This window comes from Citricoccus sp. I39-566, assembly GCF_031432995.1.
GTDB classification, from domain to species: Bacteria; Actinomycetota; Actinomycetes; order Actinomycetales; family Micrococcaceae; genus Citricoccus; species Citricoccus nitrophenolicus_A.
Genome location: NZ_CP133842.1, coordinates 1,862,777 through 1,889,742 on the forward strand (window position 1 = coordinate 1,862,777; position 26,966 = coordinate 1,889,742).

General features: G+C 70.7%; 31 protein-coding genes and 1 other RNA gene. 24 read left to right on the forward strand and 8 right to left on the reverse strand.

The features are described 5' to 3' along the window. Window positions 1–185 precede the first annotated feature (185 nt). The 8 genes from RE421_RS08550 to RE421_RS08585 all read left to right on the forward strand — a co-directional run bounded on the left by RE421_RS08550 (window position 186) and on the right by RE421_RS08585 (window position 5,027). Window positions 186–1,409: an ATPase, T2SS/T4P/T4SS family gene (locus RE421_RS08550; protein WP_309808758.1), complete on the forward strand. Its 1,224-nt coding sequence runs from the start codon at window positions 186–188 to the stop codon at window positions 1,407–1,409. Next, entirely contained in the window at window positions 1,409–2,260 is an 852-nt protein-coding gene (locus RE421_RS08555) for a type II secretion system F family protein (RefSeq protein WP_309808761.1), read from the forward strand. Before RE421_RS08550 ends, RE421_RS08555 begins: the two co-directional genes overlap by 1 nt. Continuing rightward, complete coding sequence (locus RE421_RS08560) at window positions 2,261–3,196, forward strand: type II secretion system F family protein (RefSeq protein WP_309808763.1); 936 nt, start codon at window positions 2,261–2,263, stop codon at window positions 3,194–3,196. Window positions 3,197–3,284: 88 nt separating this feature from the next. Next, window positions 3,285–3,494 carry a hypothetical protein gene (locus tag RE421_RS08565; RefSeq protein WP_309808765.1) on the forward strand — a complete coding sequence of 70 codons (210 nt, stop codon included), beginning with the start codon at window positions 3,285–3,287 and terminating at the stop codon, window positions 3,492–3,494. 2 nt (window positions 3,495–3,496) lie between these two features. Next, window positions 3,497–3,877: a pilus assembly protein gene (locus RE421_RS08570; RefSeq protein ID WP_309808766.1), complete on the forward strand. Its 381-nt coding sequence runs from the start codon at window positions 3,497–3,499 to the stop codon at window positions 3,875–3,877. Beyond that, window positions 3,861–4,331 (forward strand): hypothetical protein, encoded by a 471-nt coding sequence (locus RE421_RS08575; RefSeq protein WP_309808768.1) that lies wholly within the window; start codon window positions 3,861–3,863, stop codon window positions 4,329–4,331. Before RE421_RS08570 ends, RE421_RS08575 begins: the two co-directional genes overlap by 17 nt. Continuing rightward, entirely contained in the window at window positions 4,328–4,792 is a 465-nt protein-coding gene (locus RE421_RS08580) for a pilus assembly protein TadG-related protein (RefSeq protein ID WP_309808771.1), read from the forward strand. Before RE421_RS08575 ends, RE421_RS08580 begins: the two co-directional genes overlap by 4 nt. Before the next feature lie 13 nt (window positions 4,793–4,805). Then, window positions 4,806–5,027 carry a hypothetical protein gene (locus RE421_RS08585; protein WP_309808773.1) on the forward strand — a complete coding sequence of 74 codons (222 nt, stop codon included), beginning with the start codon at window positions 4,806–4,808 and terminating at the stop codon, window positions 5,025–5,027. On the opposite strand, the gene RE421_RS08590 is transcribed toward RE421_RS08585, so the two are convergent. Continuing rightward, window positions 5,021–6,658, reverse strand: coding sequence for an S-layer homology domain-containing protein (locus tag RE421_RS08590; RefSeq protein ID WP_309808775.1), 1,638 nt, complete (start codon window positions 6,656–6,658; stop codon window positions 5,021–5,023). The two genes, RE421_RS08585 and RE421_RS08590, sit on opposite strands and share 7 nt — an antisense overlap. Window positions 6,659–6,878: 220 nt before the next feature. Here RE421_RS08590 and prfB point away from each other — a divergent pair, with 220 nt between their 5' ends. From prfB to RE421_RS08660, 14 genes are all read left to right on the forward strand, one after another. Continuing rightward, window positions 6,879–7,994 carry a peptide chain release factor 2 gene (gene prfB, locus RE421_RS08595; RefSeq protein WP_309808777.1) on the forward strand — a complete coding sequence of 372 codons (1,116 nt, stop codon included), beginning with the start codon at window positions 6,879–6,881 and terminating at the stop codon, window positions 7,992–7,994. Window positions 7,995–8,008: 14 nt separating this feature from the next. Next, a complete protein-coding gene (locus RE421_RS08600) occupies window positions 8,009–8,482 on the forward strand; it encodes an SRPBCC family protein (RefSeq protein WP_309808779.1) in 474 nt (157 codons plus the stop codon). Between the two features lie 98 nt (window positions 8,483–8,580). Then, on the forward strand, window positions 8,581–9,735 hold the full coding sequence (locus RE421_RS08605) for a helix-turn-helix domain-containing protein (RefSeq protein WP_309808781.1): 1,155 nt from the start codon (window positions 8,581–8,583) through the stop codon (window positions 9,733–9,735). A gap of 161 nt (window positions 9,736–9,896) precedes the next feature. Further along, entirely contained in the window at window positions 9,897–11,453 is a 1,557-nt protein-coding gene (locus RE421_RS08610) for a GntP family permease (RefSeq protein WP_309808782.1), read from the forward strand. A 57-nt stretch (window positions 11,454–11,510) separates the two neighbouring features. Continuing rightward, on the forward strand, window positions 11,511–12,749 hold the full coding sequence (locus RE421_RS08615; protein ID WP_309808785.1) for an acetyl-CoA C-acetyltransferase: 1,239 nt from the start codon (window positions 11,511–11,513) through the stop codon (window positions 12,747–12,749). Between the two features lie 96 nt (window positions 12,750–12,845). Further along, the gene (locus tag RE421_RS08620) at window positions 12,846–13,649 is read left to right on the forward strand and encodes a 3-hydroxybutyrate dehydrogenase (protein ID WP_309808787.1); all 804 of its coding nucleotides are present in this window, start codon (window positions 12,846–12,848) and stop codon (window positions 13,647–13,649) included. Between the two features lie 45 nt (window positions 13,650–13,694). After that, on the forward strand, window positions 13,695–14,498 hold the full coding sequence (locus tag RE421_RS08625; RefSeq protein ID WP_309808790.1) for a CoA transferase subunit A: 804 nt from the start codon (window positions 13,695–13,697) through the stop codon (window positions 14,496–14,498). Then, on the forward strand, window positions 14,495–15,139 hold the full coding sequence (locus RE421_RS08630) for a CoA transferase subunit B (RefSeq protein ID WP_309808792.1): 645 nt from the start codon (window positions 14,495–14,497) through the stop codon (window positions 15,137–15,139). Before RE421_RS08625 ends, RE421_RS08630 begins: the two co-directional genes overlap by 4 nt. A 537-nt stretch (window positions 15,140–15,676) precedes the next feature. Next, on the forward strand, window positions 15,677–16,435 hold the full coding sequence (gene ftsE, locus RE421_RS08635) for a cell division ATP-binding protein FtsE (protein WP_309808794.1): 759 nt from the start codon (window positions 15,677–15,679) through the stop codon (window positions 16,433–16,435). Then, complete coding sequence (gene ftsX / locus RE421_RS08640) at window positions 16,432–17,346, forward strand: permease-like cell division protein FtsX (RefSeq protein WP_309808796.1); 915 nt, start codon at window positions 16,432–16,434, stop codon at window positions 17,344–17,346. Before ftsE ends, ftsX begins: the two co-directional genes overlap by 4 nt. 128 nt (window positions 17,347–17,474) lie before the next feature. Then, entirely contained in the window at window positions 17,475–19,016 is a 1,542-nt protein-coding gene (locus tag RE421_RS08645; RefSeq protein WP_309808798.1) for a peptidoglycan DD-metalloendopeptidase family protein, read from the forward strand. Window positions 19,017–19,106: 90 nt separating this feature from the next. Then, window positions 19,107–19,616, forward strand: coding sequence for an SsrA-binding protein SmpB (smpB, locus tag RE421_RS08650; RefSeq protein WP_309808799.1), 510 nt, complete (start codon window positions 19,107–19,109; stop codon window positions 19,614–19,616). Window positions 19,617–19,727: 111 nt separating this feature from the next. Then, window positions 19,728–20,098, forward strand: a transfer-messenger RNA (tmRNA) gene (gene ssrA / locus RE421_RS08655). An 82-nt stretch (window positions 20,099–20,180) separates the two neighbouring features. Next, a complete protein-coding gene (locus RE421_RS08660) occupies window positions 20,181–20,606 on the forward strand; it encodes a DUF2568 domain-containing protein (protein WP_309808801.1) in 426 nt (141 codons plus the stop codon). 6 nt (window positions 20,607–20,612) lie between these two features. Here the strand turns inward: RE421_RS08660 and RE421_RS08665 are convergent, their stop codons facing one another. From RE421_RS08665 to aroA, 5 genes are read right to left on the reverse strand one after another with little or no spacing between them, the layout of a single operon-like run. Next, window positions 20,613–20,948, reverse strand: coding sequence for a CrcB family protein (locus RE421_RS08665; RefSeq protein WP_309808804.1), 336 nt, complete (start codon window positions 20,946–20,948; stop codon window positions 20,613–20,615). Continuing rightward, a complete protein-coding gene (locus RE421_RS08670; RefSeq protein WP_309808807.1) occupies window positions 20,945–21,442 on the reverse strand; it encodes a CrcB family protein in 498 nt (165 codons plus the stop codon). The genes RE421_RS08665 and RE421_RS08670 overlap by 4 nt, the downstream gene beginning before the upstream one ends. After that, a complete protein-coding gene (gene hisN / locus RE421_RS08675; RefSeq protein ID WP_309808809.1) occupies window positions 21,442–22,260 on the reverse strand; it encodes a histidinol-phosphatase in 819 nt (272 codons plus the stop codon). The genes RE421_RS08670 and hisN overlap by 1 nt, the downstream gene beginning before the upstream one ends. A gap of 10 nt (window positions 22,261–22,270) precedes the next feature. Next, window positions 22,271–23,386, reverse strand: coding sequence for a ribosome small subunit-dependent GTPase A (locus tag RE421_RS08680; RefSeq protein WP_309808811.1), 1,116 nt, complete (start codon window positions 23,384–23,386; stop codon window positions 22,271–22,273). Next, window positions 23,383–24,789: a 3-phosphoshikimate 1-carboxyvinyltransferase gene (gene aroA / locus RE421_RS08685; RefSeq protein ID WP_309808813.1), complete on the reverse strand. Its 1,407-nt coding sequence runs from the start codon at window positions 24,787–24,789 to the stop codon at window positions 23,383–23,385. Before aroA ends, RE421_RS08680 begins: the two co-directional genes overlap by 4 nt. Window positions 24,790–24,990: 201 nt before the next feature. Here aroA and RE421_RS08690 point away from each other — a divergent pair, with 201 nt between their 5' ends. Together RE421_RS08690 and rsrA are read left to right on the forward strand one after the other, a co-directional pair. Next, window positions 24,991–25,695, forward strand: coding sequence for a sigma-70 family RNA polymerase sigma factor (locus tag RE421_RS08690; protein WP_309817227.1), 705 nt, complete (start codon window positions 24,991–24,993; stop codon window positions 25,693–25,695). Continuing rightward, window positions 25,692–25,958 (forward strand): mycothiol system anti-sigma-R factor, encoded by a 267-nt coding sequence (gene rsrA / locus RE421_RS08695; RefSeq protein WP_309808814.1) that lies wholly within the window; start codon window positions 25,692–25,694, stop codon window positions 25,956–25,958. The genes RE421_RS08690 and rsrA overlap by 4 nt, the downstream gene beginning before the upstream one ends. A 141-nt stretch (window positions 25,959–26,099) precedes the next feature. Here the strand turns inward: rsrA and RE421_RS16815 are convergent, their stop codons facing one another. Then, the gene (locus RE421_RS16815; protein WP_371300742.1) at window positions 26,100–26,174 is read right to left on the reverse strand and encodes a 50S ribosomal protein bL37; all 75 of its coding nucleotides are present in this window, start codon (window positions 26,172–26,174) and stop codon (window positions 26,100–26,102) included. 87 nt (window positions 26,175–26,261) lie between these two features. Further along, window positions 26,262–26,864 carry a GDSL-type esterase/lipase family protein gene (locus tag RE421_RS08700; protein ID WP_309808816.1) on the reverse strand — a complete coding sequence of 201 codons (603 nt, stop codon included), beginning with the start codon at window positions 26,862–26,864 and terminating at the stop codon, window positions 26,262–26,264. Window positions 26,865–26,966 lie beyond the last annotated feature (102 nt).

The window sequence follows — 26,966 nt, forward strand, 5'->3', positions numbered from 1 at the left end:
TCGGATGCGCCCAGCGTGCCCCGAAACTCCGGCCCGGCGCGCGCCGGGCCGGACCCATTGTGGACAACACGCCCGGGGCCGGGGATTGTCCACAGATTCGTGAGGACCAGTGGGACGCCGGTGGAGAACTCGGTACTCTCGGAGTCGAAGGGCCACGCCATCGGCCCGGTCCTGGAGGGGGAACCATGGAAGCCGTCCGCATCCTGGAGGACGAGGTCCGCGAACTGATCCGCCGGCGCGGCCTGGACCCTCAGCGCGAGCCGGACGAGGTCCGCCGCCTGGTCCAGGACGCCACGGCCGACTATGACGCGCGCTCGTTGATCGGCTCGCTCCCGCTGCTCCCGGACCGTGCCGACGCGGTCAAGACGGTCTTCGACTCCGTGGCGGGTTTCGGGCCGCTCCAACCGCTCCTGGACGACGAGACGGTCGAGGAGATCTGGATCAACTCACCCACGGCCGTGTTCTGCGCGCGGGGCGGGGTCTCCGAGCTCACGAACATCACCCTGACCGAGGAGAACGTCCGGGATCTCGTCGAACGGATGCTCAAGACCTCGGGCCGCCGCCTGGACCTGTCCTCACCCTTCGTGGACGCGGCCCTGCCGGACGGCTCACGTCTCCATGTGGTCATCCCGGACATCACGCGGCGGCACTGGTCGGTCAACATCCGCAAGTTCGTGGTGCGTGCACACCGGCTCGAGGACCTCGTCCGGTCCGGGTCCCTGAGCCCGGAGGCGGCCCGATTCCTGGACGCGAGCGTGGACGCGGGACTGAACATCCTGGTCTCCGGCGCGACCCAGGCCGGCAAGACCACCCTGCTGAACTGCCTGGCCGCCTCGATCGGCAGCCGGGAGCGGGTGGTGACCGTCGAGGAGATCTTCGAGCTCAAGATGCCGCTGCGGGACGTGGTCCAGATGCAGTGCCGGCAGCCGAACCTGGAGGGCCACGGCGAGATCCCGTTGCGCCGCCTGGTCAAGGAGGCCCTGCGCATGCGCCCGGACCGGCTCATCGTCGGTGAGGTCCGTGAGGCAGAGGCCCTGGACATGCTGATCGCCCTGAACAGCGGCATGCCCGGCATGTGCACCCTCCACGCCAACAGCGCGGCGGACGCGCTGACCAAGATCTGCACCCTGCCGCTGATGGCCGGGGAGAACATCTCCCGGAACTTCGTGGTCCCGACCGTCGCCTCCTGCTTCGACCTCGTGGTGCACTGCTCGCGTGACCGCAACGGCCACCGGACGGTGGAGGAGATCCTCTCCGTCGGTACCCGGGTCGAGGAGGGCCTCATCGAGTCCTCGACCGTGTTCCACCGCGTGGACGGTCAGCTGGTCCTCAACCCCTCCGCGATGCTGGAGAACCACAAGCTCGAGTCGCGCGGCCACGATGTCCGCTCCGTGGTGGGTGTCGGCTGATGGCGCTGCTGCTCGGCCTGATGCTGGGATCCGGCCTGTTCCTGGTGTGGTGGTCGTTCTGGCCACGGGACACCGATCCGCACACGCCGCGCCGGGACAGCAGGATGCGGCAGGCACTGGCCCAGGCCGGGGTCGAAAGGGTCGGGCCCGCCGGGCTGGTGGCCGCCATGATCGGGTGCGGAATGGTGGCCCTGCTGGCCGTGTTCATCCTGACCCGTGCCCTGCCGATCGCCCTGTGCTTCGGGGCCTTCGGCGCCCTGGTGCCGTGGGTCGCGGTGACATGGCAGTCCAAGAAGCGGCGCACCCTGCTGCGCGATGTGTGGCCGGACGCCGTGGACCACCTGCGGTCCGCGATCCGGGCCGGCCTGACCTTACCCGAGGCACTGATCCAGCTGGGCGAGAAGGGACCGGTGGAGCTCCAGCCCGCCTTCCGTGAGTTCGCCCGGGACTATCGTTCCGGGCTGCGCTTCACCGACTCCCTGGACCACCTCAAGTTCCGGATGGCGGACCCGGTGGCCGATCGGCTCATCGCCTCCCTGCGGCTCACCCGAGAGGTCGGCGGGGCGGACATCGGCAATCTGCTGTCCACCCTGTCCGAGTTCCTGCGGGAGGACGCCAGGACACGCAGCGAGTTGGAATCGCGGCAGTCGTGGACGGTCAACGCCGCCCGGCTGGCCGTGGCGGCGCCCTGGGTGGTGCTGCTCCTGCTGGGAACCCAGCCGGAGGCCGTCCGCGTCTACCAGACCTTCTCCGGGCTGCTGGTGCTGGCCGCCGGACTGGTGGTCTCCTTCATCTGCTACCAGCTGATGCTGAAGATCGGGACCCTGCCCCCAGAGCAGAGGGTGCTGTAGATGACGACGTTCGCGATGGCCCTGATGTTGGGGCTGGCCCTGGGCGCAGGCCTCGCCCTGGTGCTGATCGCGCTGCCGTGGGGATGGCGGCCGTCCCTGGCCCGCCGGGTGGAGCCACAGCTGCGGCACCATGCCCCGGCCTCGACGCTCCTGGCCGAGCAGGCTGTGGTATCTCCCTGGGGAGCCCTGGGCAGGATCCTGCGGCCAGTGCTCGCCGAAGGGGTCCGGCTGCTGGGGCGGTTCAACCTCGGCAACCAGGCGCTTGAGCGCAAGCTCGAAGCGGCCGGCTCCGACCTCTCCGTGCAGGACTACCGTGCCCAACAGCTCATCGCCGCCGCCGCGGCAGCTGCCGCCGGGGTGGCCGGATGCGTCGCGCTCGCCGTCAACGGCGCGCTGAACCCCTTCCTGGGAGTGGTGCTGGTGGTGTCCCTGGCCGTGGCGGCCTTCTTCCTGAGGGACAACGTCCTCACCGGTCAGGTCAACCGGCGGCGGACCAGGATCCTGAGCGAGTTCCCCTCCGTGGCCGAGCTCGTCGCCCTCTCCGTCAGTGCGGGGGACAGCGCCGCCGGGGCACTGGAACGCGTGGCCACCACGGCCCGTGGGGAGCTGGCAGGCGAGTTCGCCACGGTCCTGGCGGACATGCGCTCCGGGTCCTCCATCCACGTCGCCCTGAAGTCCTGCGCCCGGCGGATCCAGCTGGCCCCGGTGGAACGCTTCATCGAAGGCATCCTCGTGGCCCTGGAACGAGGGACGCCCCTGGCTGACGTGCTCCGGGCACAGGCCAAGGACGTCCGGGAACTGTCCAAGCGCGAACTGCTGGAATCCGCCGGCCGCAAGGAGATCGGCATGATGACCCCGTTGGTCTTCGGCATCCTTCCCCTGACGGTCGTCTTCGCCGTGTATCCCGGGATCTCCATCATGAACCTCGGCTTCTGAGCCCCAGACCATCACCGTTTCCCGTCCATCCGTCCACTGAACCCACCCGAACCCGACACTCACGAGACCACCAGTCCTGGAGGGGACCATGAATCATCAGAACGCTCCGCAGTACCGACTCCTGGCAGCCATCGCCACCCTGCTGGCCGACGCCCGCGACGACGAGCGCGGTGACGTCCCCGGCTGGGTGATGATCACCCTCATGTCGGCTGTGTTGGTCGCCGGACTGTTGGCCATCGCCGGACCGGCCCTGACCGACCTCTTCAACCAGGCCATCAGCCAGGTCACCCAGAACTGAGCATGAGCCGCAGTGACCCTGGCGACCGCGGGTCGGCCGTGGCCGAGTCCGTCATGGTGATGGCGCTGCTGGCGCTCATCTTCGCCGCGATCCTGCAGTTCGGCATCATCATCCATGTCCGCAACACCCTGATCGATGCGGCCAGTGCCGGCGCCCGGTACGGGGCGCTGGGTGACCGGACGCCTGACGACGGCGCGGCCAGGACCGCAGACCTGCTCGCCGGAGCGATTCCCGGCGGCGAGAGGGCTGATGTCTCAGCAGTGGTCGTCGGCGGCGAGGGGACCGATCTCGTCCGGGTCACCGTGCGGACCCAGATGCCCATGGTCGGGTTCCTCTCCGGCCCCGTGGGACTGGAGGCGGACGGCCATGCCTACCGGTACTGAGGCCGGTGCCGAGGCCGGTACCGAGCGCGCCCTGGATGCGCGCGGCGAGGAGGGCTCAGCCACCGTGGAGTTCGTGCTGCTGGCCACCCTGCTGCTGATTCCCGTGATCTACTTCCTGATGCTGACCAGCCAGATCCAGTCCGCCGCCTATGCCTCCGTGGCAGCGGCGGATCAGGCGGCGCAGGCGATGGTGACCGCCCCGGACCCTTCGAGTGCTGCCAGCCGCGCGGACGCGGTGGTCGCCCTGACGCTGGGTGACTACGGGTTGCACCCCTCGGTGGCGCAGTCCTCGGTCTCCTGTTCGGCCAGCCCGTGCCTCGAGCCCGGTTCGTCCGTGTCCGTGGAGATCTCGATCCGGGTCCCCGTCCCCCTGCTGCCGCAGGGCCTGGGCTGGGACGCCGCCGCGGCAACGGTCACCAGCACCTCCCAGCAACCCGTGCCGAGGTTCGGATGAGTCGAGAGCCCGAGGGCCGGACGAAGGACGCGAACGACGAGGGCCAGACCACGGTCCTCGTGGTCGGGCTGAGCGTGATCTGCCTGCTGCTGGCCACCGTCATCCTCGCCGTGACCACGGTCAACCTGGAGGCCCGCAAACTCCTCTCGGCCGCGGACGGCGCCACCCTGGCCGCAGCGGACAGCTTCACGATCGCCGTGGAGGAGGGCGCCGAGTCGGGCAACGTCCCGATCCTCGACGACGGCGCCGCCGCCGAGGCCGTCGCCGGATACCTCGCCGCGGCGGGGGCGCACGGCCGTTTCGAAGGGCTGAAGGTTGAGTCGGTCTCGGTGGGTGATGGCGGGCAGACGGTGGACGTGGTGCTGACCGCCACTGCCCGCCCGCCGGTCGTGAACTGGATCGTGCCCCAAGGAGTCACGGTGGTGGCCTCGAGCTCGTCCCGGACCGCGTTGACCCGATAGACAGGAGATCGGCATGACCGCCGAAGACACCCAGCACCCCGACCTGCAGCGCCTGCTCCGCTGGGAGGACGCTGGCGGCACCTGGTCCGTGGCGGCTCGCCACACGGTCGGCTCAGGCGGCGCCGGCGAGGAGGTCACCCTGTCCCTGCTGACCTGTGATGGCGGCGAGGAGATGGATGTCCTCACCACGCAGGACCCCGCTGTCCTCCAGCATGTGGACCGGGGTGCTCAGTGATGGAACCGGTAGAGGAAGGCGGCCATCTGACCCCGGGTCACGGCGTCATGGGTCCCATAGGCACCGCTGGCGTAACCGAGGGTGATCTCCTCCTGGACCAACCAGCTGATGGGGGTGTCGAAGGTGCTGCCGTCCGGCACGTCAGCGAAATCCGATCCGGTGGTGACGGCTGGAGAGCCCGCATGGCGGTGGATGAAGGCGGCCATCTGGCCGCGTGTCACCGTGTCAACGGGTCCGTAGCTGCCGTTGGCGTATCCGGTGGTGATGTCGCGTTCGCCCATCCAGGCGATGGCCCGGTAGAAGGAGTCGGTGGTCTCGACGTCCTGGAAAGGTGACACTGCGGGAACGGTGAACTCTGGTTCGCCGGCCATGCGGTAGAGGAAGGCTGCCATCTGACCACGGGTGATGTGGAGGCCTGGGCCGAAGGAGCCGTCCGCGTAGCCGGTGGTGATGTTCTCTCCGGCCAACCAGGTGATCTCGTCGAAGAAGTTGTGGTCCTCCGTCACGTCGGTGAACTCCTGGATCGGACCGATGGGGTCGACCGGATCAGTGGGGTCAACCGGCGTTTCCGCAACCGTGGCCGTGATGGTCAGCGTCAGGCTGAAATGGTCGTAGTCCTCCCCGTCGTACTCGATGACATACTCTCCAGCGGCGGGAGCCGTGAACGCCGGGGTTCCACCGTCGGAGACCAGCGAGGTGAGGCAGGGGCCGGAGGGGCCGGTGCACGAAAGAGGCGCAACCGTCTGAGCCCGGGTGTCCTTGACCGTCGGCATCCGCACCGTTTCACCGACCGTTGCCTCGACATCGTGATTCTGATATTCGGCGAGGACATGCAGGCCGCGCTCTGCGACGGCGTGGGCCATGGGGGAGGCATCGGTGATCCGGTTGTCGTCCAGGAACAGGTACTTGAGGTTCGGGAGGTCGGCCAGTGGGGTCAGATCGCTGACGTTGTTGCCACCGTTGGGGGCAGCGCACCCGCACAAGGTCAGGTCGGCGAGGTCCTTCATGTTCGACAGCGGAGTCAGGTCACTGAAGGTTCCCTGGGCGATCATCAGGGTGGTGAGGCGGGTGAGCCCGGCCAGCGGTGAGATGTCGCTGACACCAGCTCCAGCGGGCGTGGCAGCGATGTACAGCTCCTCGAGCTGGACCATGTCCCGGAGAGGCTCGACGTCGGTGATGTCGTTGCCGAATAGATCCAGGATGCTCAGGTTCGTGAGGTCGGCCAGCGGAGCGATGTCCACGAGGGCCTCATTGCTGTTGACGGCCAGGTACTCGAGATCGATGAGCCCTGCCAGGGGTGTCAGGTCACTGACCTGGTTCTCAGCGATACTGAGGGCGGTGAGGCCCGTCAAGTGCTCTGCCCCGGTGATGTCCCGTATCTGGAGGCCATCGTCGTCCCATCTCCACGGCTGACAATCAACGTCCTCCAATCCCGCCAGCTCCGCAGCGGTGATCGGGTCGTTCGATGGCTGGCTGAGATGGTGGCTGAGGCAAGCCCGGAAGACCGGGTCGGGAATGTCCACCCCGGCCGCCTGAGCAGGGACTGCGGCGGCCGGGGTCAAGAGGGTGAGGGCTGCCGCAGCGGTCAGCACGCGGGTCAACCAGCCGGGCTCAAGGCGGGTGCGGGTCATCGGGATCCTGTCGGTGGGGGCACGGCGCCCGCGGTCACCGAGCAGCGGGATCTGCCCGGTGACTGAAGAATGTAGTGCGCGGACGGGTGACCGGCCCCGCGTGCCCGTCACCCGTCCGGTACGTACCCCCTCCCCAGGGCGCGCTCCAGCGCGCCGGAACCGGGCCGTCGTCGGGCGTGCACAGGAACCGGCCCCGCCGCGCGGTAGTGTGGTCTCCACCATGGCTGAGACTGACTACACCGCAGAAATCGCGCACCTGCGCTCCACGCTGTCCAACATCGAGCAGGTCTCGGACATGGACAGGATCCGGGCGGACATCGCCGAGCTGAGCGAGCAGGCCGGGGCCCCGGACCTCTGGGACGACCCGGAGGCGGCGCAGAAGGTCACCTCGAAGCTCTCCCACCGCCAGTCCGAGCTGGAGCGCATCAACAGGCTGGAACAGCGCATCGACGACCTCGAGGTCATGGTCGAGCTGGCCGCGGAGGAGGACGACGACGCGGCCCGCGAGGAGACCGTCAAGGAGCTCGAGGCCATTCGCAAGACCATGTCGGAGCTGGAGATCGTCACCCTGCTCTCCGGCGAGTACGACGAGCGTGACGCCGTCATCACCATCCGTGCCGGCGCCGGCGGCGTGGACGCCGCCGACTTCGCCGAGATCCTGATGCGCATGTACCTGCGCTGGGCCGAGCAGCGCGGCTGGTCCACCAAGGTCATGGACACCGCCTACGCCGAGGAGGCCGGGCTGAAGTCGGCCACCTTCGAGGTCAACGCCCCCTACGCCTTCGGCACCCTGTCCGTGGAGGCCGGCACCCACCGCCTGGTGCGGATCAGCCCCTTCGACAACCAGGGTCGCCGCCAGACCTCCTTCGCCGCCGTGGAGGTCATCCCGCTCATCGAGTCGGACGACTCGATCGACATCCCCGAGACCGAGCTGAAGATCGACGTCTACCGGTCCTCCGGCCCCGGCGGGCAGTCGGTCAACACCACCGACTCCGCCGTGCGCATGACGCACATCCCCACCGGGATCGTGGTCTCGATGCAGAACGAGAAGTCCCAGATCCAGAACCGCGCCGCCGCCCTGCGCGTCATGCAGTCCCGCCTGCTGCTCGTGCGCAAGGCCGAGGAGGACGCGAAGAAGAAGGAGATGGCCGGGGACGTCAAGGCCTCCTGGGGGGACCAGATGCGCTCCTACGTGCTGAACCCCTACCAGATGGTCAAGGACCTGCGCACCAACCACGAGGAGGGCAACCCCGCCTCGGTGTTCGACGGATCCATCGACGGCTTCATCGACGCCGGCATCCGCTGGCGCGCCGGGGCCAAGCACAGCGACGACTGAAGGACCTGAGCGCCATGGATCCCCAGCCCGGCCTGCCCCCGGTGCACGAGCGCATCGCCACCGCCGAGCGCTCGGTGCGCGCGCCGGCGTCGGGGATCTTCGAGCTGATCGCCGACCCGGCCCGCCAGCCGGAATGGGACGGCAATGACAACCTGGCCCGCTCCGCGGAAGGCCGGCGCGTGCACGCGGTCGGAGACGTGTTCGTCACCGAGCTGACCAACGGACAGTCCCGCGAGAACCATGTGGTCGAGTTCGCCGAGGGCCGGCTCATCGCCTGGCTGCCCGCCCCGGCGGGGGAGGAGCCCCGCGGCCACCTCTGGCGCTGGGAACTGGAGCCGGCACCTCAGGGCGCCACCCTCGTGCGGCACACCTACGACTGGACCCGGCTGGCGGACGAGAGCCGCTTCGCCCGGGCCAGCTCCTACACCCCGGCGCACCTGATGGCCTCGATCGACCGGCTCGCGGCCCTCGCGGAGCGCGGGGCGTAGTCACCCGGGGCAGCCCAGCAGTTCCGGGCCGGCGTTGCGGACATCGCGGACGTACAGTGGGACCGAAACCGATCGGTCCGGCGGAGGAGGCGGCTGGAATGGAACCCGCGCGTGATCCTGTGCGGGATCTGGTCGAGTCGCTCGCGGCGGATGACGCGATCCTGGCCGAGACCGTCGACACCCTCCGGGCCACGATCCCCGGCTACGAGACGGTCAGCAGCGACTCCCTGAAGGCCTCCGCCCGCCGCAACCGGGCCCTGAGCATCCGCACGCTGCTCGAGGGCCGCGCCCCGGACCCGGAGGGGATCGACGAGGCGGAGACCCTCACCGAGGAACGCATGGCCCAGGGCGTCGAGATCGCCAACGTGCTGGCCGGTTTCCGGGCGTGCCTGTCGATCATCCTGCGCCACCTGCTGGCGGCGGCCCCGCGCTATCAGGTGCCGGCCGAGACGGTCCTGTCCTTCAGCACCCTGCTGTGGTCCCTCGGAGACGCCTTCACCACCCGGGCCGTCGTGGTCTACCGCGACCGCTCCATCACCCAGGCCGTGGCGGACTCCAACCGCCGCACCCAGTGGATCCGGGACGCCGTCGTCGGTGTCCTGGACCGCACCGGCCTGCTGGCCGGGGCCGCCAGCTTCGACATCCCGCTGGAGAGCCCCGTCCGCGTGGTGCGGGCCGACGCCGGCCCCGGGAGCACCGCCGATCCCACCGCCCGGCTGCAGGACTGGGCCGAACGCTCCGGCACGCGGCTGCTGGCCGCGGCCCGCGGCACCGGGGCCGTGGGGATCCTGGTGGGCGACGTCGGCCCGGGCCGTCCCGAGCCCGGCGTCACCATCGCGGTGGGCACCCCGGTGGCCCTGGAGGACCTAGTGGACTCCTTCGAGGGCGCCAGTCGCGTGCTGGAGGCCGCCCGCCGGGTCGGCTGGGACGGGCTCGTGGACGCCGAGCGGCTGTCCTGGCGGATGGGGATCCTCACCAGCCCCGAGACCACCGAGCTGTTGCACGTCCGGCACGTGGCCCCGCTGCTCGAGGAGGGCACGTTCGGCGAGCTCTTGCTGGAGGCGCTGGATGCCTACCTGGAGCACGGCCTGAGCATCCCGCTCGCCGCCGCCTCCATCCCCGTGCACGTTAACACCCTCCGGTACCGGCTCAAGCGCTACCAGGAGATCACCGGCTCGAACGTGCACGCCCCGGAGACCCTGATCGAGGCCTCCTGGGCGCTCGCTGCCCACCGGGGGAGCCGGCGCGGGTAGCGTCTTCGTAGCTGGCTACGAAACCGGCGCCCTTCCCTTGAAGCGCCGAACGTAGCCTGAATCACTCTTCAGCTTCATGCTGGTTCATGGTGCCCAAGCACCACGGTGACGCACCTCACCCCGGTGCGGCGGCCGTTCCTCCCGTCGAGAGGTCATCACCCATGTTGTTGGGGATCATCGGGATCATCCTGTCCCTCGTCCTGCTCATCACGCTGGCCTACCGCGGGATGCCGGTCATCATCGCGGCGCCGATCGCCTCCGTGGTGGCGCTGGTGTTCTCGGGGGCGCCCATCCTGGCGTCCTACACCGAGATCTTCATGCCGGCCATGGCCGGGTACGTCGGGAGCTATTTCCCGATCTTCCTGCTCGGCGCCATCTTTGGCCTGCTGATGACCGTGACCGGCTACGCCGAGTCCATCGCCCGCACGGTGACCGGCTGGATCGGCGCCCGCAACGCCATCCTGGCGACCGTCATCACCTCGGCGCTGATGACCTACGGCGGCATCAGCCTGTTCGTGGTGGCCTTCGTGATGTTCCCGCTGGCCCGTGAGCTGTTCCGGGTGGCGGACATCCCGAAGCGCCTGATCCCCGGGACGATCGCCCTGGGCATCTTCACCTTCACCATGACCGCCCTGCCGGGTACCCCGCAGGTGCAGAACCTCATCCCCGGCCAATTCTTCGGCACCGGGGCCTACGCGGCCCCGATCCTGGGCATCATCGCCGCCGTGATGATCTTCGGCGGCGGTTGGGCCTGGCTGGAGTACCGCCGCAGGTCGCTGCAGGCCAAGGGCGAGCACTTCGAGGGCCTCGGGGCGACGACGGCGGACGGCAGGTCCGGCATCCACGCGGCCGCCCGTGCCGCCTCCCACTCAGCCTCCCACTCAGCCTCCCGCCCTGCCTCCCGCCCCGGAACCGGCCGCGGCCCCGGAGCCGCACTGCGCGAGCAGGAGCGCGCCGAGGACCGGCCGGCCGTCGAGGCCGAGGACAACGCCCACGGCGTGCAGGCCATGCTGGCCCCTCGCCATCCGCTCCTGCCCTTCATCCCGCTGCTGACGGTCTTCGCCGTCACCTTCGCCTGCACCCTGCTGATCTTCCCGAACCTGGAGTGGGGCTACCTCGCCGAGGAGAAGTTCGGCGGGGTGGACATGGACAGACGCTCCGGCATCTGGGCCGTGATCCTGGGCCTGCTCGTCGCCATCCTGGTGATCGTGGCCTTCAACATCCGCGAGTTCGCCGCGCTGCGCAAGGGCTTCGCCGAGGGCGTGAAGGGCTCCATGCTGCCGATCTTCTCGGTCGGCTCCGAGGTCGGCTACGGCGCCGTGGTGGCCTCCGTGGCCGCGTTCGCCTTCATCCGCGACTCGGTGTTCAATATCGGCGGCGGCGCCCTGGTCACCTCCGTGGTGTCCACCTCGGTGACCGCGGCCATCACCGGTTCCTCCTCCGGCGGCATGACCATCGCCCTGAACGCCTTTGGCGAGGAGCTGCGGAACCTCGCCGTGGAGCAGGGCGTGAGCCTGGAGATCATGCACAAGATGACGGCCCTGGCCGCGGGCGGGCTGGACACCCTGCCGCACTCCGGCGCGGTGGTCACCCTGCTGATCGTCTGCGGCATGACCCACCGCCAGTCCTACAAGGACATCGGCATGGTCACCCTCGTGGTCCCGGCCCTCACCGTGGCCATCCTGCTCGGCGCGCTGTTCCTGCTCGGCCTCGCCTGAGCCCAGCCCGGGTAACGTCTACACCACCAGTTAATCGTGATTCACCAAGGAGTATCGATGTCCACCAACCCCACCACCCCGGCCTCCACCCCCGTCGCGGCAGAGCAGCGCTCGGCCCAGGACGCGGTGATCGTCGGCGGGGCGCGGACCCCCTTCACCCGGCTGCTGTCCCAGCAGGCCTCCCTGACGGCCATGGACCTGGGGGCCCACGCCATCCGGCACGCCCTGCAGCGCTCCGGGGTGGAAGCCGGAGACGTGGAGGCGGTCATCATGGGCCAGGTCGTGCAGGCGGGGCAGGGCCAGAACCCGGCCCGGCAGTCGGCTCTGGCGGCCGGGGTCGGCTGGGACGTGCCGGCGGTGACCGTCAACAAGGTCTGCCTCTCCGGGCTGACCGCCGTGATCGATGCCGCCCGGCTGATCCGGCTGGGCGAGGCCACCGTGGTGGTGGCCGGCGGCCAGGAGTCCATGACCAACGCGCCGCACCTGCTGATGGGTGCCCGTCAGGGGTACAAGTACGGCCCCACCACGGTGCTGGACTCGGTCGCCTATGACGGCCTGACGGACGCCCTGAGCAAGGAGTCCATGGGGGACCTGACCGAGGACGGAAATGCCGAGAGGCGGATCGACCGCGCCGCCCAGGACGAGCCCGCCGCGGCCTCCCACCAACGGGCCGCCGCGGCGCAGTCCGAGGGGGTGTTCGAGGCGGAGATCGCGCCGATCGAGATCCCGCAGCGCAAGGGCGAGCCGCTTACGGTCTCCACGGACGAGGGAGTCCGCCCGGACACCACGGTGGAATCCCTGGGCGGGCTGCGCCCGGCGTTCAGCCAGGGCGGCACCATCACGGCCGGCAACTCCTCGCCCATCTCCGACGGCGCCGCCGCCCTCGTGGTGACGTCGCGGGCCTTCGCCGAGGAGCGGGGACTGACCATCCTGGCCACCGTGGGCGCAGCCGGGCAGGTCGCCGGCCCGGAGGACTCCTCCCTGCACTCCCAGCCGGCCAACGCCATCCGGGCGGCGGTGGCCAAGGGCGGCTGGACCGTGCAGGACCTGGACTTCATCGAGATCAACGAGGCCTTCGGCGCCGTGGTGGTCCAGTCCCTCAAGGACCTGGACTACCCGGCGGAGCGGACCAACATCCACGGCGGCGCCATCGCCCTGGGCCATCCCATCGGCGCCTCCGGTGCCCGGCTGGCCCTGACGGCCGCCCTGGAGCTGTCCCGGCGCGGCGGCGGACGGGCCGCCGTGAGCCTGTGCGGCGGCGGCGGTCAGGGCGAGGCCCTGCTGCTGAGCCTCTAGCCCCCTGCGGCCTGCGCCTGGTCCACCGGCTCTCCCGACCGAGCCCCCCCCCCCGACCGCACCCCTGACCCCCACGCACGAAAGGCAGGCACCACCATGACCGACGCACCGACCCAGCAGGACCGGCCCCAGCACGGGGCCTCCATCTTCCGCGAGGGCCTGTTGGTCGGGCGCAGGGCCGTGGTGACCGGTGGGGCCTCCGGGATCGGGGCCGCCTGCGTGCGTGCCCTCGCCGCGGCGGGGGCCACGGTCACGGTGGCGGACCTCAACGCCGAGACGGCCGAGGCGCTGGCCGCCGAGGTCGGGGGCACGGCCTGGGTGGCCGACCTGGCGGACACCGAGGCCCTCGAGGACCTGGAGCTGGACACGGACATCCTGGTGAACAACGCCGGCATCCAGCGGGTGGCCCCCGTCCACGAGTTCGACCCGAAGGCCTGGCGCTTCATCCACCGCCTCATGCTCGAGTCCCCGTTCCTGCTGACCCGCGCCGCGCTGCCGGGCATGTACGAGCGGGGCTTCGGACGGATCATCAACCTGTCCTCGGCCCACGGGCTGCGGGCCTCGGCCTTCAAGAGCGCCTACGTCTCCGCCAAGCACGGGCTGGAGGGACTGTCCAAGGTGACCGCCCTGGAGGGCGGCCCCCACGGCGTGACGTCCAACTGCATCAACCCCGGCTACGTGAAGACCGCCCTGGTGGAGCAGCAGATCGCGGACCAGGCCAGCACGCACGGCATCTCCGAGGGCGAGGTGCTGGAGAAGATCATGCTCACGCATTCGGCGATCAAGCGGCTGACCGAGCCGGAGGAGGTCGCCGCGCTCGTGGTCTGGCTGGCCACGGACGCCGCCGGCATGACCACGGGCGCCTCCTACACCATGGACGGCGGCTGGACCGCCCAGTGAGACCACAGCCCAGTGACACCACACGAGGAAGAGAGTAGGTACACCATGAGTTTGGACAAGACGGTGGCGTCGGCGGCCGAGGCCGTCGCGGACATCCCGGACGGCTCCCTGCTGGCCGTGGGCGGCTTCGGCCTGTCCGGCAACCCGATCCAGCTGATCGAGGCCCTCAAGGAGCAGGGGGCGAAGGACCTGTCCATCGTCTCCAACAACTGCGGGGTGGACGGCTGGGGGCTCGGCATCCTGCTGGGCGCCGGCCGGATCTCCAAGATGATCTCCTCCTACGTGGGAGAGAACAAGGAGTTCGCGCGGCAGTACCTGGAGGGCGAGCTGGAGGTCGAGCTGGTGCCGCAGGGCACCCTGGCGGAGAAGCTCCGCGCGGGTGGCGCCGGCATCCCCGCCTTCTACACCCGCTCCGGCGTGGGGACGCAGGTGGCGGACGGTGGCCTGCCGATGAAGTACCACCAGGACGGCACGGTGGCCAAGGCCTCCCAGCCGAAGGACATCCGCACCTTCGAGATGGGCCGCACGGGCGAGAAGGCCTACGCGCTGGAGGAGTCGATCGTCACGGACTTCGCCCTCGTGCACGCCGCGGTGGGGGACCGTCACGGCAACCTCGTCTTCAACAAGGCCACCCGGCAGTTCGCCCCGCCGGCCGCCATGTCCGCCAGCGTGTGCATCGCCCAGGTGGAGCGGATCGTGGAGCCGGGCGAGATCGACCCGGACCAGGTGCACCTGCCGGGCGTCTATGTCCACCGGATCGTCGAGGTCGGTCCGGACATCGAGAAGCCGATCGAGAAGCGGACCCTCCGGACCGCACCGGCCGGCACCGAGGGGGAGGAGACCCGATGAGCTGGACCCGTGATGAGATGGCGGCCCGCGCTGCCCAGGAGCTGCCGGATGGCGCCTACGTCAACCTGGGCATCGGCATGCCGACCCTGATCCCGAACCACATCCCCGCCGGCCGCACCGTGGTGCTGCAGTCGGAGAACGGGATCCTCGGCGTCGGACCCTACCCGCTCGAGGAGGATCTCGACCCGGACCTGATCAACGCCGGCAAGGAGACTGTGACGGTCAACCCGGGGGCGTCCTTCTTCGACTCCTCGCAGTCCTTCGGGATGATCCGCGGCGGCAAGATCGACGTGGCCGTGCTCGGTGGCATGCAGGTGGCCGAGAACGGCGACCTGGCCAACTGGATGGTCCCGGGCAAGATGGTCAAGGGCATGGGCGGGGCCATGGACCTGGTCCACGGCGCCGGCCGGGTGATCGTGCTCATGGACCACAACGCCAAGGACGGCTCCCCGAAGGTCCTCGCCCAGTGCGACCTGCCGCTGACCGGTCAGGGCGTGGTGGACCGCGTCATCACGGACAAGGCCGTGATCGACGTGGACCGCCAGACCGATCCCGCCAACCCACGCCTGGTGCTCGTGGAGACCGCTCCCGGCGTCAGCGAGGACGAGGTCCGCGCCGCCACCGGCGCCACCCTGCACTAGGCGCCACGCACTAGACAGCACGCACCCGACGGCACGAAGAACACCCGCCCCGGCCCGACGCCGGCCAGCGGGCGCTCGAGGCCCGGTCGCCGCACGCGGTGGCCGGGCCTCGGTGTGTCGTGGGTGCTGGACGCACCGGATGCTGACCCGCGGTGATGCTGCGACCTGCAGGGTGGTCCGGAGGATCTCCGGGGAGTCGTTGACGCTCGTGCGACCGTCACGCCTCCTCGCTGCAGGACCTGAATCAGGACCTGAATCCCCTGGCCGCTCGGCTCGTGGGACCCTCAACGAGGTCGTCGCGGACCTCGACCGCCGGTACCGCCACGCCGTGGCGGCGACCCCTCGTGATCCGCAGAGTACTGGACCGAGCCGCCGGCGGGCCAGGGGCGGGACGGTGACACACCGGCGCCGTCCGCCCCGACATCCCACCGCTGTTATCTCTTCGTGACTACGGTGGACTGCGCGAGCACCGAGCCTTCCCCCTACCGATCCCCCCTGGTGCCGCAGGACGCGTGTGTCCGGGGGCGAGTGTGGAACATGATCCGGTTCGAGCAGGTCACCAAGGTCTATGACCGCCGTTCCCGTCCGGCCCTGCAGGACGTCACGGTGGAGTTCGAGCGCGGGGAATTCGTCTTCCTGGTGGGCGCCTCCGGCTCCGGCAAGTCCACCTTCATCCGCCTCATGCTGCGCGAGGAGCGCGCCAGCGGCGGCGCGGTCTACGTGGTGGGCCGCAACGTGGCGCGGCTGCCCTCATGGCGCGTGCCGAGGCTGCGCCGCGGGATCGGCGTGGTCTTCCAGGACTTCCGCCTGCTCCCCAACAAGACCGTCTACGCCAACGTGGCCTTCGCCATGCAGGTCCTCGGCAAGGGGCGGGCACAGGTCCGCAAGGACGTGCCCGAGGTGCTGGAGACCGTGGGCCTGGCCGGCAAGGAGCGGCGCATGCCGCACGAGCTCTCCGGCGGCGAGCAGCAGCGCGTGGCCATCGCCCGCGCCATCGTCAACCGGCCGGACATCCTGCTGGCGGACGAGCCGACCGGCAACCTCGACCCGGAGACCTCGCTGGGCATCATGTCCGTGCTGGACACCATCAACCAGAACGGCACCACCGTGGTCATGGCCACGCACGACGACGACATCGTCAACCAGATGCGCCGCCGCGTGGTGGAGCTGGAGGCCGGGGAGATCGTCCGCGACGAGTCCGGGGGCGGATACCGCACCGTGCCCGCTGTCACCGAACCCGCTGTCACCGAACCCGCTGGAACCGAAGCCGCCGGTGCCGAGGAGACCCAGGCATGAGATTCGCCTTCGTCCTCGGGGAGACCTTCTCCGGTATCCGCCGCAACCTGTCCATGGTGGTCTCGGTGGTCCTCGTGACCTTCATCTCGCTGACCTTCGTGGGCGCCGCCGGCCTGCTGCAGCTGCAGATCAACCAGATGAAGGGTTACTGGTACGACCGGGTGGAGGTGGCGATCTTCCTGTGCACGGACACCTCCACCACCACCTCCTGCGTCTCCGGGCCCGTCACGGACGGGCAGCGCGAGTCCATCCAGGAGCTGCTGGAGTCCCCCACTGCCGCCCCCTACATCAAGAGCTACGAGCACGAGTCCCAGGAGCAGGCCCTGGAGATCTTCCAGGAGCAGTTCAAGAACTCGGCGATGTCCGGCACCGTCACGGCCGAACAGCTGCCGGAGTCCTTCCGGGTGGCGCTCGTGGACCCCGAGCAGTACGAGGTCGTCAACGAGCTCTTCTCGGCCATGCCCGGGGTGGAGATCGTGTCCGACCAGCGTGAGCTGCTCGAGCAGATCTTCTCCCTGATGAACATGGCCTCCGTCATCGCCGTCTCCGTGGCCGTGGTGATGCTGGTCTGTGCGGTGCTGCTGATCGCCACCACCATCCGGCTCTCGGCCTTCTCCCGCCGCCGCGAGACCGGGATCATGCGCCTGGTGGGTGCCTCGAAGACCATGATCCAGTTGCCGTTCCTGCTGGAGGGCGTCATCGCGGCGCTGATCGGGGCCGTGCTGGCGAGCGTGACCACCTGGGCGATCGCGGAGTTCTTCATCGGGGACTGGCTCACGGGCCAGTACCCGGGGACCGGGTTCATCGCCGGCGTGGACGCGCTCGTCCTGGTCCCGCTCCTGCTGGGCGTGGCGATCCTGCTGGCCGCGCTTTCGTCGATTCTCACCCTGAGGCGTTACCTTAAGGTGTGATGAGCGTGATACACGTGTTACAGACGTGACACCGTCTATGCTGTTCTGAGACCTTCAGGCCTGCAGCGCCCCGGCGTGACCGACGTGACGTCCCCACCCGACTTTCCCCCCGACACCGGAGGCACACCGTGACCCGACGCCGACTCTCCCGCGCCATCCTGGGCGCCGGCCTGGTGACGCTCATGACCCTGTCCATGGGCGGCACCGCCGTGGCCCAGGACTCTGTCGACGACCTGCAGCGGCAGATCGAGCAGGCCGAGCGGAACCAGGCGGAGATCGACCGGGAGATCGGAGACCTCGGCGGCGAGCAGTCCGAGCTGAAGGACCGCCAGGGGGACCTCGACGCGTCCCTCGAGGGGCTCGACGCGGACATCGCCGCGAAGATCCGGGAGTTGAACGGCCTGCAGGACCAGCTGCCCGGCGCCCAGCAGGCGCTGTCCTCCGCCGAGGGTCGGGTCTCGGCGGCCACCGCCGAGGTGCAGTCCCTGAACGAGCGGGTCCGGCAGGCCGAGTCGAGCCGGTCGGAGATCCTGGCGGAGATCGCCGCGAGCGAGCAGGAGCTGGACGCGGCCGCCACCGAGATCGGCCAGATCGCCAACCAGGCGTACAAGCAGGGCGGGGTCTCCTCGGACCTGGCCTTCATCCTGGGGCTGAGCGACTCCTCGCTGCCGGACGCCATGGGGATGGCGAACCAGGCCCTGCGCATCCAGAACAGCCGCATCTCCTCCGTCTCACAGTCCAAGTCCACGGACGTCAACGCCGAGGTGCGACTGGCCGCCGTCGAGGACGAGATCCGGGACCTGCGCGCCCAGGCCGAAGAGGCCCTGGAGCGGGAGGAACAGGCCCGCAACCAGGCCGCCGAGGCCAAGCGGGAACTGGACGAGATGGTCACCAGCACCTCCCGGCTGACGGACGAGCTGAAGGCCGAACGCCCGAGGATCCAGGCCCAGATCGACGCCAACCGCGCGGAGCAGGACCAGGTCAACGAGCAGATCGCCGAACGCCAGCGGGCCCTGACGGCAGAGTCCTCGAAGACCTCCGAACTGCAGGAGAGGCACCGCGAGGCCGTCGCCGAGGCCGAGCGCAAGCGGCGTGCCGCCGAGGAGGCCGCCCGCAAGGCCCGGGAGGCGGCCGCGCAGGCGGACCGGGCGGCCGCGCGCAGGGCGCAGGAGGCCTCCGAGCAGGCGAACCGTGAGGCGGACGCTGCCGAGGAACGGGCCAGCAAGGCCCAGGAGGCCGCCAGCACCTCCAGCGGCTGGGGGCTGCAGTGGCCGCTGAACACCTATATCACCTCCGGCTTCGGATGGCGCCCGACGCCGTCCGGCACCTTCGACTACGGGGGCGCCGGGGGCTACGTGCACACCGGGATGGACTTCGGCGGCGGCTGCGGACTGCCGATCCGGGCCGCGGCGGACGGCGAGGTCTGGAATGCCGACTGGGCCGTGTGGACCTCCGGCAACCGCGTGGTCCTCTCCCACGGGGTGGTCAACGGCCGCGCCCTGGCCACCAAGTACCACCACATGACCCGGTCCATCGTCTCGCCCGGCCAGGACGTGCAGCGCGGCCAGGTCATCGGCTACACCGGCACCACGGGCAACTCCACGGGCTGTCACCTGCACTTCGAGACCATCCTCGACGGCCGGGCGGTCAACCCCGCAGGTCTCCTGTAGCGGCACCGCACCCCGGACGGCGCGGGTAGACTGGTCAGTCCGGGTCACGAGACCGGGCACGATGCAGGCCGAGGCGGGAGAGGAGCAACCGTGGCCAAGAAGTCCGCCGGAAGATCCGGCAACCAGAAGACGCCGGACGGCCGGCAGGTCATCGCGACCAACCGCAAGGCCCGGCACAACTACCTCATCCTGGACACCTACGAGGCCGGGATCTCGTTGATGGGCACCGAGGTCAAGTCCCTGCGGGAGGGCCACGCCTCGCTGGTGGACGGCTTCGCCGTGTTCTACGGGGACGAGCTCTACCTGGAGCAGGTCTACATCCCCGAGTACCTCAACGGCTCCTGGACCAACCACGCCGCCCGGCGCCGGCGCAAGCTGCTGCTGCACCGTCAGGAGCTGACGAAGATCTCGCGCCAGATCGCGGAGGCCGGGCACACGATCGTGCCGCTGCAGCTGTACTTCCGGGACGGTCGCGTCAAGGTGGAGATCGCGGTGGCCCAAGGCAAGCGGGACTATGACAAGCGCCATGCGCTCCGGGAGAAGCAGGACAACCGCGAGGCCCAGCGGGCCATGCGGATGCGCAACCGCCGCGCCGCCTGAGCGGAATACCTCCGCCCCTGAATGCGTTACACTGGACAGTCCGGACCAGGCGCGGAGTCAGCGAAGCCGCGCAGGGACCGGATGATGGACGGTTGTTTGTCAACTGAATACGGGGATGATCGGTTTCGACGATGTGAGTCGCGACAGGGGAAGCGGGCCGAGGATGCAGAGTCATCTCGTCAACGCTCTCTGCAAACCAACAAGTGCCGAATCTAAGCGCACTGACTTCGCTCTCGCTGCCTGATCAGTGAACGAGTCCGTCAGCCCGGGGATGCTATCGCCCCGGATCCTGGCGTCAACTAGATAGCCACTGTCCACCACCCTCGCCGGGGGTCGTGGTGGAGACCTCAATCCGGCTGGGCCCGGGTTGGCTGCCTGTGTGCGGGACAGCCAGGGCCGAGTAACACCCACAGCACACTGCGCCCGGAGAAGACCTGGCAACACTGCATCGGACGCGGGTTCAATTCCCGCCATCTCCACCATCCCCCGGCGAAGGCCCCGGGACACCAGCCATGGTGTCCCGGGGCCTTCGTCATGTCCGTGCGTCCCCTAGACTGTGGGATCATGCCTGAATCCACCGGCTCCGCCTTGTCCGCCGTCCTGATGTTCCTGCTCGAGCTGGGCCTGCTCGGCGCCGCGGGCTTCTGGGCCCTGACGGTGTTCTCCAGTCCCTGGGCGGCCGTGGTGGCCGTGGTGGTGGTGGCCGCCGTGTGGGGCCTCGTCCTGTCCCCGAAGGCGCCGGCCCGTCCGGGCTGGCCGTGGCACGCCGTGGCCGGGCACGCGCTCTTCGTGCTCGGAGCGGTGGTGCTCTTCGTGGTGGGCCAGCCGGTGCTCGGCGCGATCTACCTCGCGCTCATCGTGCTCTCGCTGGTCCTGACGGTGCTGTACCGGGACCGCCTGGAGCAGGAGTCCCGGACGGCCCGCGAGGAGCGGCGCGCGGCCCGGGGTGGGGTGGTGCGGCCCACGGGCCGCCGGGCCGCCGGCCGCTGAACCGGATCAGGACCAGCCGATCCCCAGGGCGAGGCCCAGCCCCACGGCCAGCAGGCCGGCGGACAGGTGGGCGGCCCAGGATCCGACGGCGGCCGCGAGCCGCCCGGACAGGGCGTCCCGTGCCGTGGACGCGGACACGGTGGAGAAGGTGGTCAGCGCGCCGGCCACCCCGGTGACCCAGAACTCCAGCGCCGCGCCCGCGAGCAGACCGGTGGTCAGCCCGGCCACGAGTGAGCCGAGGACGTTGGCCACGAGGATGCCCCGGCCGGGAAGGTAGTGGTCCGCCGTCAGGCGCAGGACCGCCCCCAGGGCCCCGGCCGCCGCGAGCAGCAGGATGATCATGGGGCCCGCCCCGCGGTTCCGGGGGCGCGGTATCCGCCCAGCCGCAGTCCTGCGGCGGCGGCCATGGTGCCCAGCGCGGCCCCGGCCGCGAGGGCCAGCAGGGTCCCGGCCAACCCTGCCACGAGCGGCCAGCCGCCCGGAGAGCCGGTCCGGATGAAGTCGCCCAGTCCGGCCACGGGGGCCACGGAGGCGGCCAGGACCACCGCGGAGAGCGAGGTGTAGGCCCCCAGCAGCCCGGTCCCGAGCCCGGCCACGAACCAGCGCGGCAGCTCACGCCGCGAGGCGACCCCCAGGAGCAGCCCGAGCACCAGGGACCCGGACAGGTTCACGATCCCCAGGCTCACCCACTGGGCCACCGGGGTGCCGGACTCCGGGGCCGGGGCCACCAGCAGCCACCGCAGCAGGGTGCCGAGGGCCCCGCCGGCGGCCACGGCACCCACCACGGCCCAGCCGGGGTGCCGCGGCGCCGGGGGAGGGGGCGGTACGGCGGTCATCAAGCCTGCTGCTGGCCGATCAGTTCCGGGTTGAGGGACTCCAGGGCCTCCGGGTGCAGCAGTCCGTTGGTCGCCAGGGCGTTGCCGCCGAAGGGCCCGTCCTCGCCCTCCAGGGAGGTGAAGCGCCCGCCGGCCTCGGTGACGATCGGCACGAGGGCCGCCATGTCATAGAGCTCCAGCTCGGGTTCGCAGGCGATGTCCACGGCGCCCTCGGCGACCATCATGTAGGACCAGAAGTCGCCGTAGGCCCGGGTCCGCCACACGGTGGAGGTCAGCTCCAGGAACTCGCGGATGTTGCCGCGTTCCCGCCAGCCCTCCAGGGACGAGTAGGAGAGCGACGCGTCCTCGATCCTGGACACGTTGGAGACGTGGATGCGGCTGGCCGAGGCCAGGGACTTGCCCGTGTAGGCGCCCGTGCCCCTCGCGGCCCACCAGCGGCGGTTCAGGGCCGGGGCGGAGACCACGCCGACCACGGGCACCCCGTCGTCGATCAGGGCGATGAGGGTGGCCCACACGGGCACCCCGCGGACGAAGTTCTTGGTCCCGTCGATCGGGTCCACCACCCAGCGCCGCGGGCCGTGTCCGGCCTCGCCGTACTCCTCGCCCAGCACGGCGTCCCGCGGGCGGGCCCGGGACAGGTTGCCGCGGATGAGCTCCTCGGCGCCGCGGTCCACGTCCGTCACGGGGGTCAGGTCCGGCTTCGTGTCGACCGTGAAGTCCTGCGCCTTGAAGCGGGCCATGGTCTGGGAGTCCACCGAGTCGGCCATGATGTGGGCGAGCCGGAGGTCATCCGTGTAGTTCTTGGGCGCATCGGTCATGGAGGCCACGCTACCTTCCGCCGCTCAGCAGCCGGCGCAATGACGCCAGCCGCTCGGCCCCGGAGGGTCCGGCCTGGCCCGCGGCCACCCAGCCGTCGAGGGCGCAGCCCGGTTCCCCGGAGGCGTGGGAGCAGCCGCGGGGGCAGTCGGCCAGGGCGGGGGCGAGGTCGTCGAACGCCTCCACCACCCGGTCCCGGTCCACCAGGCCCAGGCCGAAGGAGCGGATGCCGGGGGTGTCCACGAGCCAGGCGCCCGGGCTGTCCGGCAGCGGGATGGCCAGCGCGGAGGAGGAGGTGTGCCGCCCGCGGCCGGTGACCGCGTTGACGTGGCCGGTGGCCCGCCGGGTGCCGGCCAGGGCGTTGAGCAGCGTGGACTTCCCGACGCCGGAGGGTCCCACCAGCACGGACACGTGGCCTTCCAGCCGGGTCCGGAGGGCGGCGAGCAGGCCGGGGTCCAGTTCCGCGTCGGGCGGCCCGGCGTCGGACTCGGCAGCACCGGACCCGGCAGCGCCGGACCCGGCCGCGCCCTCCTCGCGCGCCGAGCGCGAGGTGAGCACCTCCAGGTCGAGGTGCCGGTAGTGGTCCAGCAGCCCGGCTGGGTCCCGCAGGTCCGTCTTGGTGATACACAGCACCGGCTCGATGCCGGCGTCGTAGGCGGCCACCAGTGCGCGGTCGATGAACCCGGTGCGGGGCTCAGGGTTGGCGGCGGCCACCATGATCACCAGGGTGTCCACGTTGGCGACCACCACCCGTTCGTAGGCGTCCGAGTCGTCGGCGGAGCGGCGCAGCACGGTGGATCGCTCCTCGATCCGCACGATCCGCGCGAGCGTGCCCTCCCGGCCGGACAGGTCCCCGACCACCCCCACGAGGTCCCCGGTCACCACCGGGTTGCTCCGCAGTTCGCGGGCGCGCATGGCGGTGACGTCCCGGTCCGCGTCCCCGGTGGAACCGTCGTCCAGGTGGACGGTGTACCGGCCCCGGTCCACCGTCACGACCCGGCCGATCACCGCGTCGTCGTGCCCGGGGCGCTCCTTGGTGCGCGGGCGTGAGCCCTTCTTCGTGGGCCGCGAGCGGATGTCGGACTCGTCCCAGCGCTTCGGGTCAAACCGGCGTCCGGGGCGGCTCACGCGGTCCCGCCGCTGCCGTCGACCAGGTCCGTCCACATCCGGGGGAAGTCCGGCATGGTCTTGGCCGTGGTGGCGATGTCCCGCACCAGCACGTCCGGCACGGCCAGGCCCAGCACGGCGGCGAAGGTCGCCATCCGGTGGTCCTCGTAGGTCTGAAGGGTCGCGCCGTGCAGTCCCTCGCGGCCGCCGGCGAAGGCCAGGACGTCCGGCCCCTCCTCGACCCGCCCGCCGAGCCGGGCGGACTCGGTGGCCAGGGCCGCCAGCCGGTCCGTCTCGTGGCCGCGGAGGTGGCCGATCCCGGTCAGCCGCCCCGGGCCGTCCGCCAGCAGGCACAGCGCCGCCGCCGTGGGCGCCAGCTCGGCGGTGCCGTCGAGGTCCCCGGGCGCCGTGATGCGGGGACGGCCGTCCTGGCCGCGGGAGCCGGTGACGGTCAGGGTGCCGGTCGCGCCGCCGTCGTCCGCGGCGGGGGAGAACTCCACGGTGGCCCCGAAGGCCGGCAGGATGCTGCGCCAGCGATCGCCGATCTGGGTGGTCTCGGCCGGCCAGTCGGGCACGGACACCGTGCCCCCGGTGGCCACGGCCGCGGCCAGGAACGGGCCGGCGTTGGACAGGTCCGGCTCCACCGCGGTGTCCAGGGCGCGGATGGGGCCGGGGGACACCCTCCACCGGCCGGGCACGGAGTCATCCACGTCCACCCCGCAGCGGCGCAGCACCGCCACCGTCATGCCGATGTGCTCGGGGCTGGGCACCGAGGCGCCGGTGTGCACCAGGTGCAGCCCCCGGCGGAAGCGCGGGGCTGCCAGCAGCAGGGCGGAGATGAACTGGCTGGAGCCGGAGGCGTCGACCTCGATCCGGCCACCGTCCACGTCGGCCTGCGCACCCTCGGCCCCGCCTCCTGCTGCTCCTGCCGCGCCGCCGCCGTGGACGGTGAAGGGGAGGGTGCCGGCGTCGGCCCCCGGGCCGTCCACCCGGACGCCGAGGGCCGCCAGCGCCTGCAGGACCGGACCCATGGGCCGGGCCAGGGCGGCCTCGTCGCCGGTGAAGTGCACGGCCCCGGAGGCCAGCGCGGCCACGGGCGGGACGAAGCGCATGACCGTGCCGGCCAGGCCGCAGTCGATGGTGACGCCGTCCGCGGGGGTCCGGGGGCCGGCGTCGGGCACGGGGATGACCTCCACCGTGCCCGGGGCGACGCGGCTGATCGAGGCGCCGAGCGCGGTGAGCGCTTGGATCATCAGGCGGGAGTCGCGGCTGTCCAGCACGCCGCGCAGCCGGCTCGGCCCCTCGGCCAGGGCGGCGAGCACGAGGTAGCGGTTGGTGAGCGACTTGGAGCCGGGCACGCGCACGGTGCCGCGGACCGGACCGTCCGGTCGGGGGGCGGGCCAGGGATCTGCAGGGTGGTTCATCACCCTGCCCAGATTACCGGGCGGAGGAATAACGGTGCCGGGCCGGTTGCTGTACCGGCCAAGAGCACCCGGGCGGGCCCGGGGGAGATCCGATGCCGAGCCGGATCCGAGACCGGCGAAAGGAGGGCGTCCATGGCCCCCACAGCACTGGCCCTGGCCGAACGGCCCGCCGTCAGGGAACGGGCCGTAGACTGGTCGGCGATGGATACCCAAGACGCCGCCCGGGGCCCCGCGGCACATGACACGGCCGACGTGGACCGGGCCACCGAATCGGACAGTGCCCGGCGCGAACGCTTCGAGCGGGATGCCCTCGAGTACGTGGACCAGCTGTACTCGGCGGCCATGCGCATGACGCGCAACCCGCAGGACGCCGAGGACCTCGTCCAGGAGGCCTTCACGAAGGCCTACTCGTCCTTCCACCAGTACAGGCCGGGGACCAACCTGAAGGCCTGGCTGTACCGGATCCTGACGAACACCTACATCAACCTGTACCGCAAGCGCCAGCGCCAGCCGCAGCAGGCCGCCACGGACACGGTGGAGGACTGGCAGATGTTCCAGGCCGCCGAGCACACCTCCACCGGACTGCGTTCGGCGGAGACCGAGGCGCTGGACCACCTGCCCGACTCGGACGTCAAGGACGCCCTGCAGTCCATCCCGGAGGAGTTCCGGCTGGCGGTGTACTTCGCGGACGTGGAGGGCTTCGCCTACAAGGAGATCGCCGGGATCCTCGACATCCCGATCGGCACGGTCATGAGCCGGCTGCACCGGGGCCGCAAGCTGCTGCGGGGCCTGCTGACCGACTACGCGCGGGAACGCGGCATCGGCCCGAAGCAGACCACCACCGGACGGACCCCCACCGACCCGGCCGGCACCAACCAGCAAGACCAGGAGGCGGGCACCAGATGAGCGAGGACTGCCAGAAGATCGGCGACTGCGCGGACACCCGCATCCAGCGCCTGTACGAATACCTGGACGGTGCCCTGACGCACCGCGACCTCGAGGAGGTCAAGGGCCACCTCGAGGAGTGCACCGAGTGCGCCGGCGAGTACGACCTCGAGTGCATCATCCGCTCCGTCGTCCGGCGCAGCTGCACCGAGAAGGCCCCGAGCACCCTCAAGGTCAGCATCATGGCGCGCATCAGCCAGATCAAGCTGGAGGCCGGCCACTAGGCCTGGCGCCGGGACGGACGCCGGGCCGGGCAACAGCCCCGCAACGCAACAGACCCCGCCGGAGCGGACGGCTCAACCGTCCCGATCGGCGGGGTCTGGTGGTTCTGCTGCCCCCGGCGGGGCCAGGGAGTCGGCAGGGCCTTAGGAGTTGGGCCGCTTGCCGTGGTTGGCGCTGCCCTTGCGGCGGTCCTTGCGCTTGCGTCCACGCTTGCTCATCGCGGTTCCTTCCGGTGATCCGACGCCGTCACGGTCCGTGACAGCACCATCCAGTTTCTCACACGTGGGGTGGGTGCTCCCAACCGGTCAGGCCGTGGGCTCCGGCAGGTTCAGCCACTGGTACCAGCCGCGGTGCAGGACGAGCCAGGCGATCAGCCCGTAGCCGGCCTGGCCGGGCAGGCCCTGGCCGGCCGCCAGGTCGTTGCGCCACTGCTCGTGGTTCACCAGGGGGGTGAACGTGTCCACGTAGTAGTGGTGGCGGCGGTCCGCCACGTCCATGTACGCCGTGTTCAGCTCCTGCAGGCGGATGTTGCGCTCCCCGTCCAGGGAGGGCACCGGACCCACCACGAGGGTGGCGATGTCCAGCTGGGCCGCGCGGTCCAGGATGTTGGCCAGGTTCAGCCGCGCCCGGGCCGTGGAGGCCTCGCGATCCAGATCGGTGTCCGAGAGCCCGATCACCAGCCGGTTCTCCGTGGCCTCGCCGTACCGCAGGGCCGTCTCGGCCTGCCAGCGCTGGGACAGCGCCTCCGTGCCCTCGCCCGGACGGGCCAGGACGTAGCTCTCCAGCTGGACCCCGGGGGCCGAGGTCTTGGCCAGCACCCGGCCGAGCCAGCCCAGCGCGCGGGGGTCGCCCACGCCGGCCAGGAGCTCATTGCCGACGGAGGCGATGCGGATCCGGCGAATCTCCACTGTGTACCTTTCGATGGGGTGCCCGTCACTGTACCAAGGCGGTGGGAGCACCCGGCCCGGCCGATTCAGGGGCGGCCGGGCCGGGTGCCGGTCGATGATGCG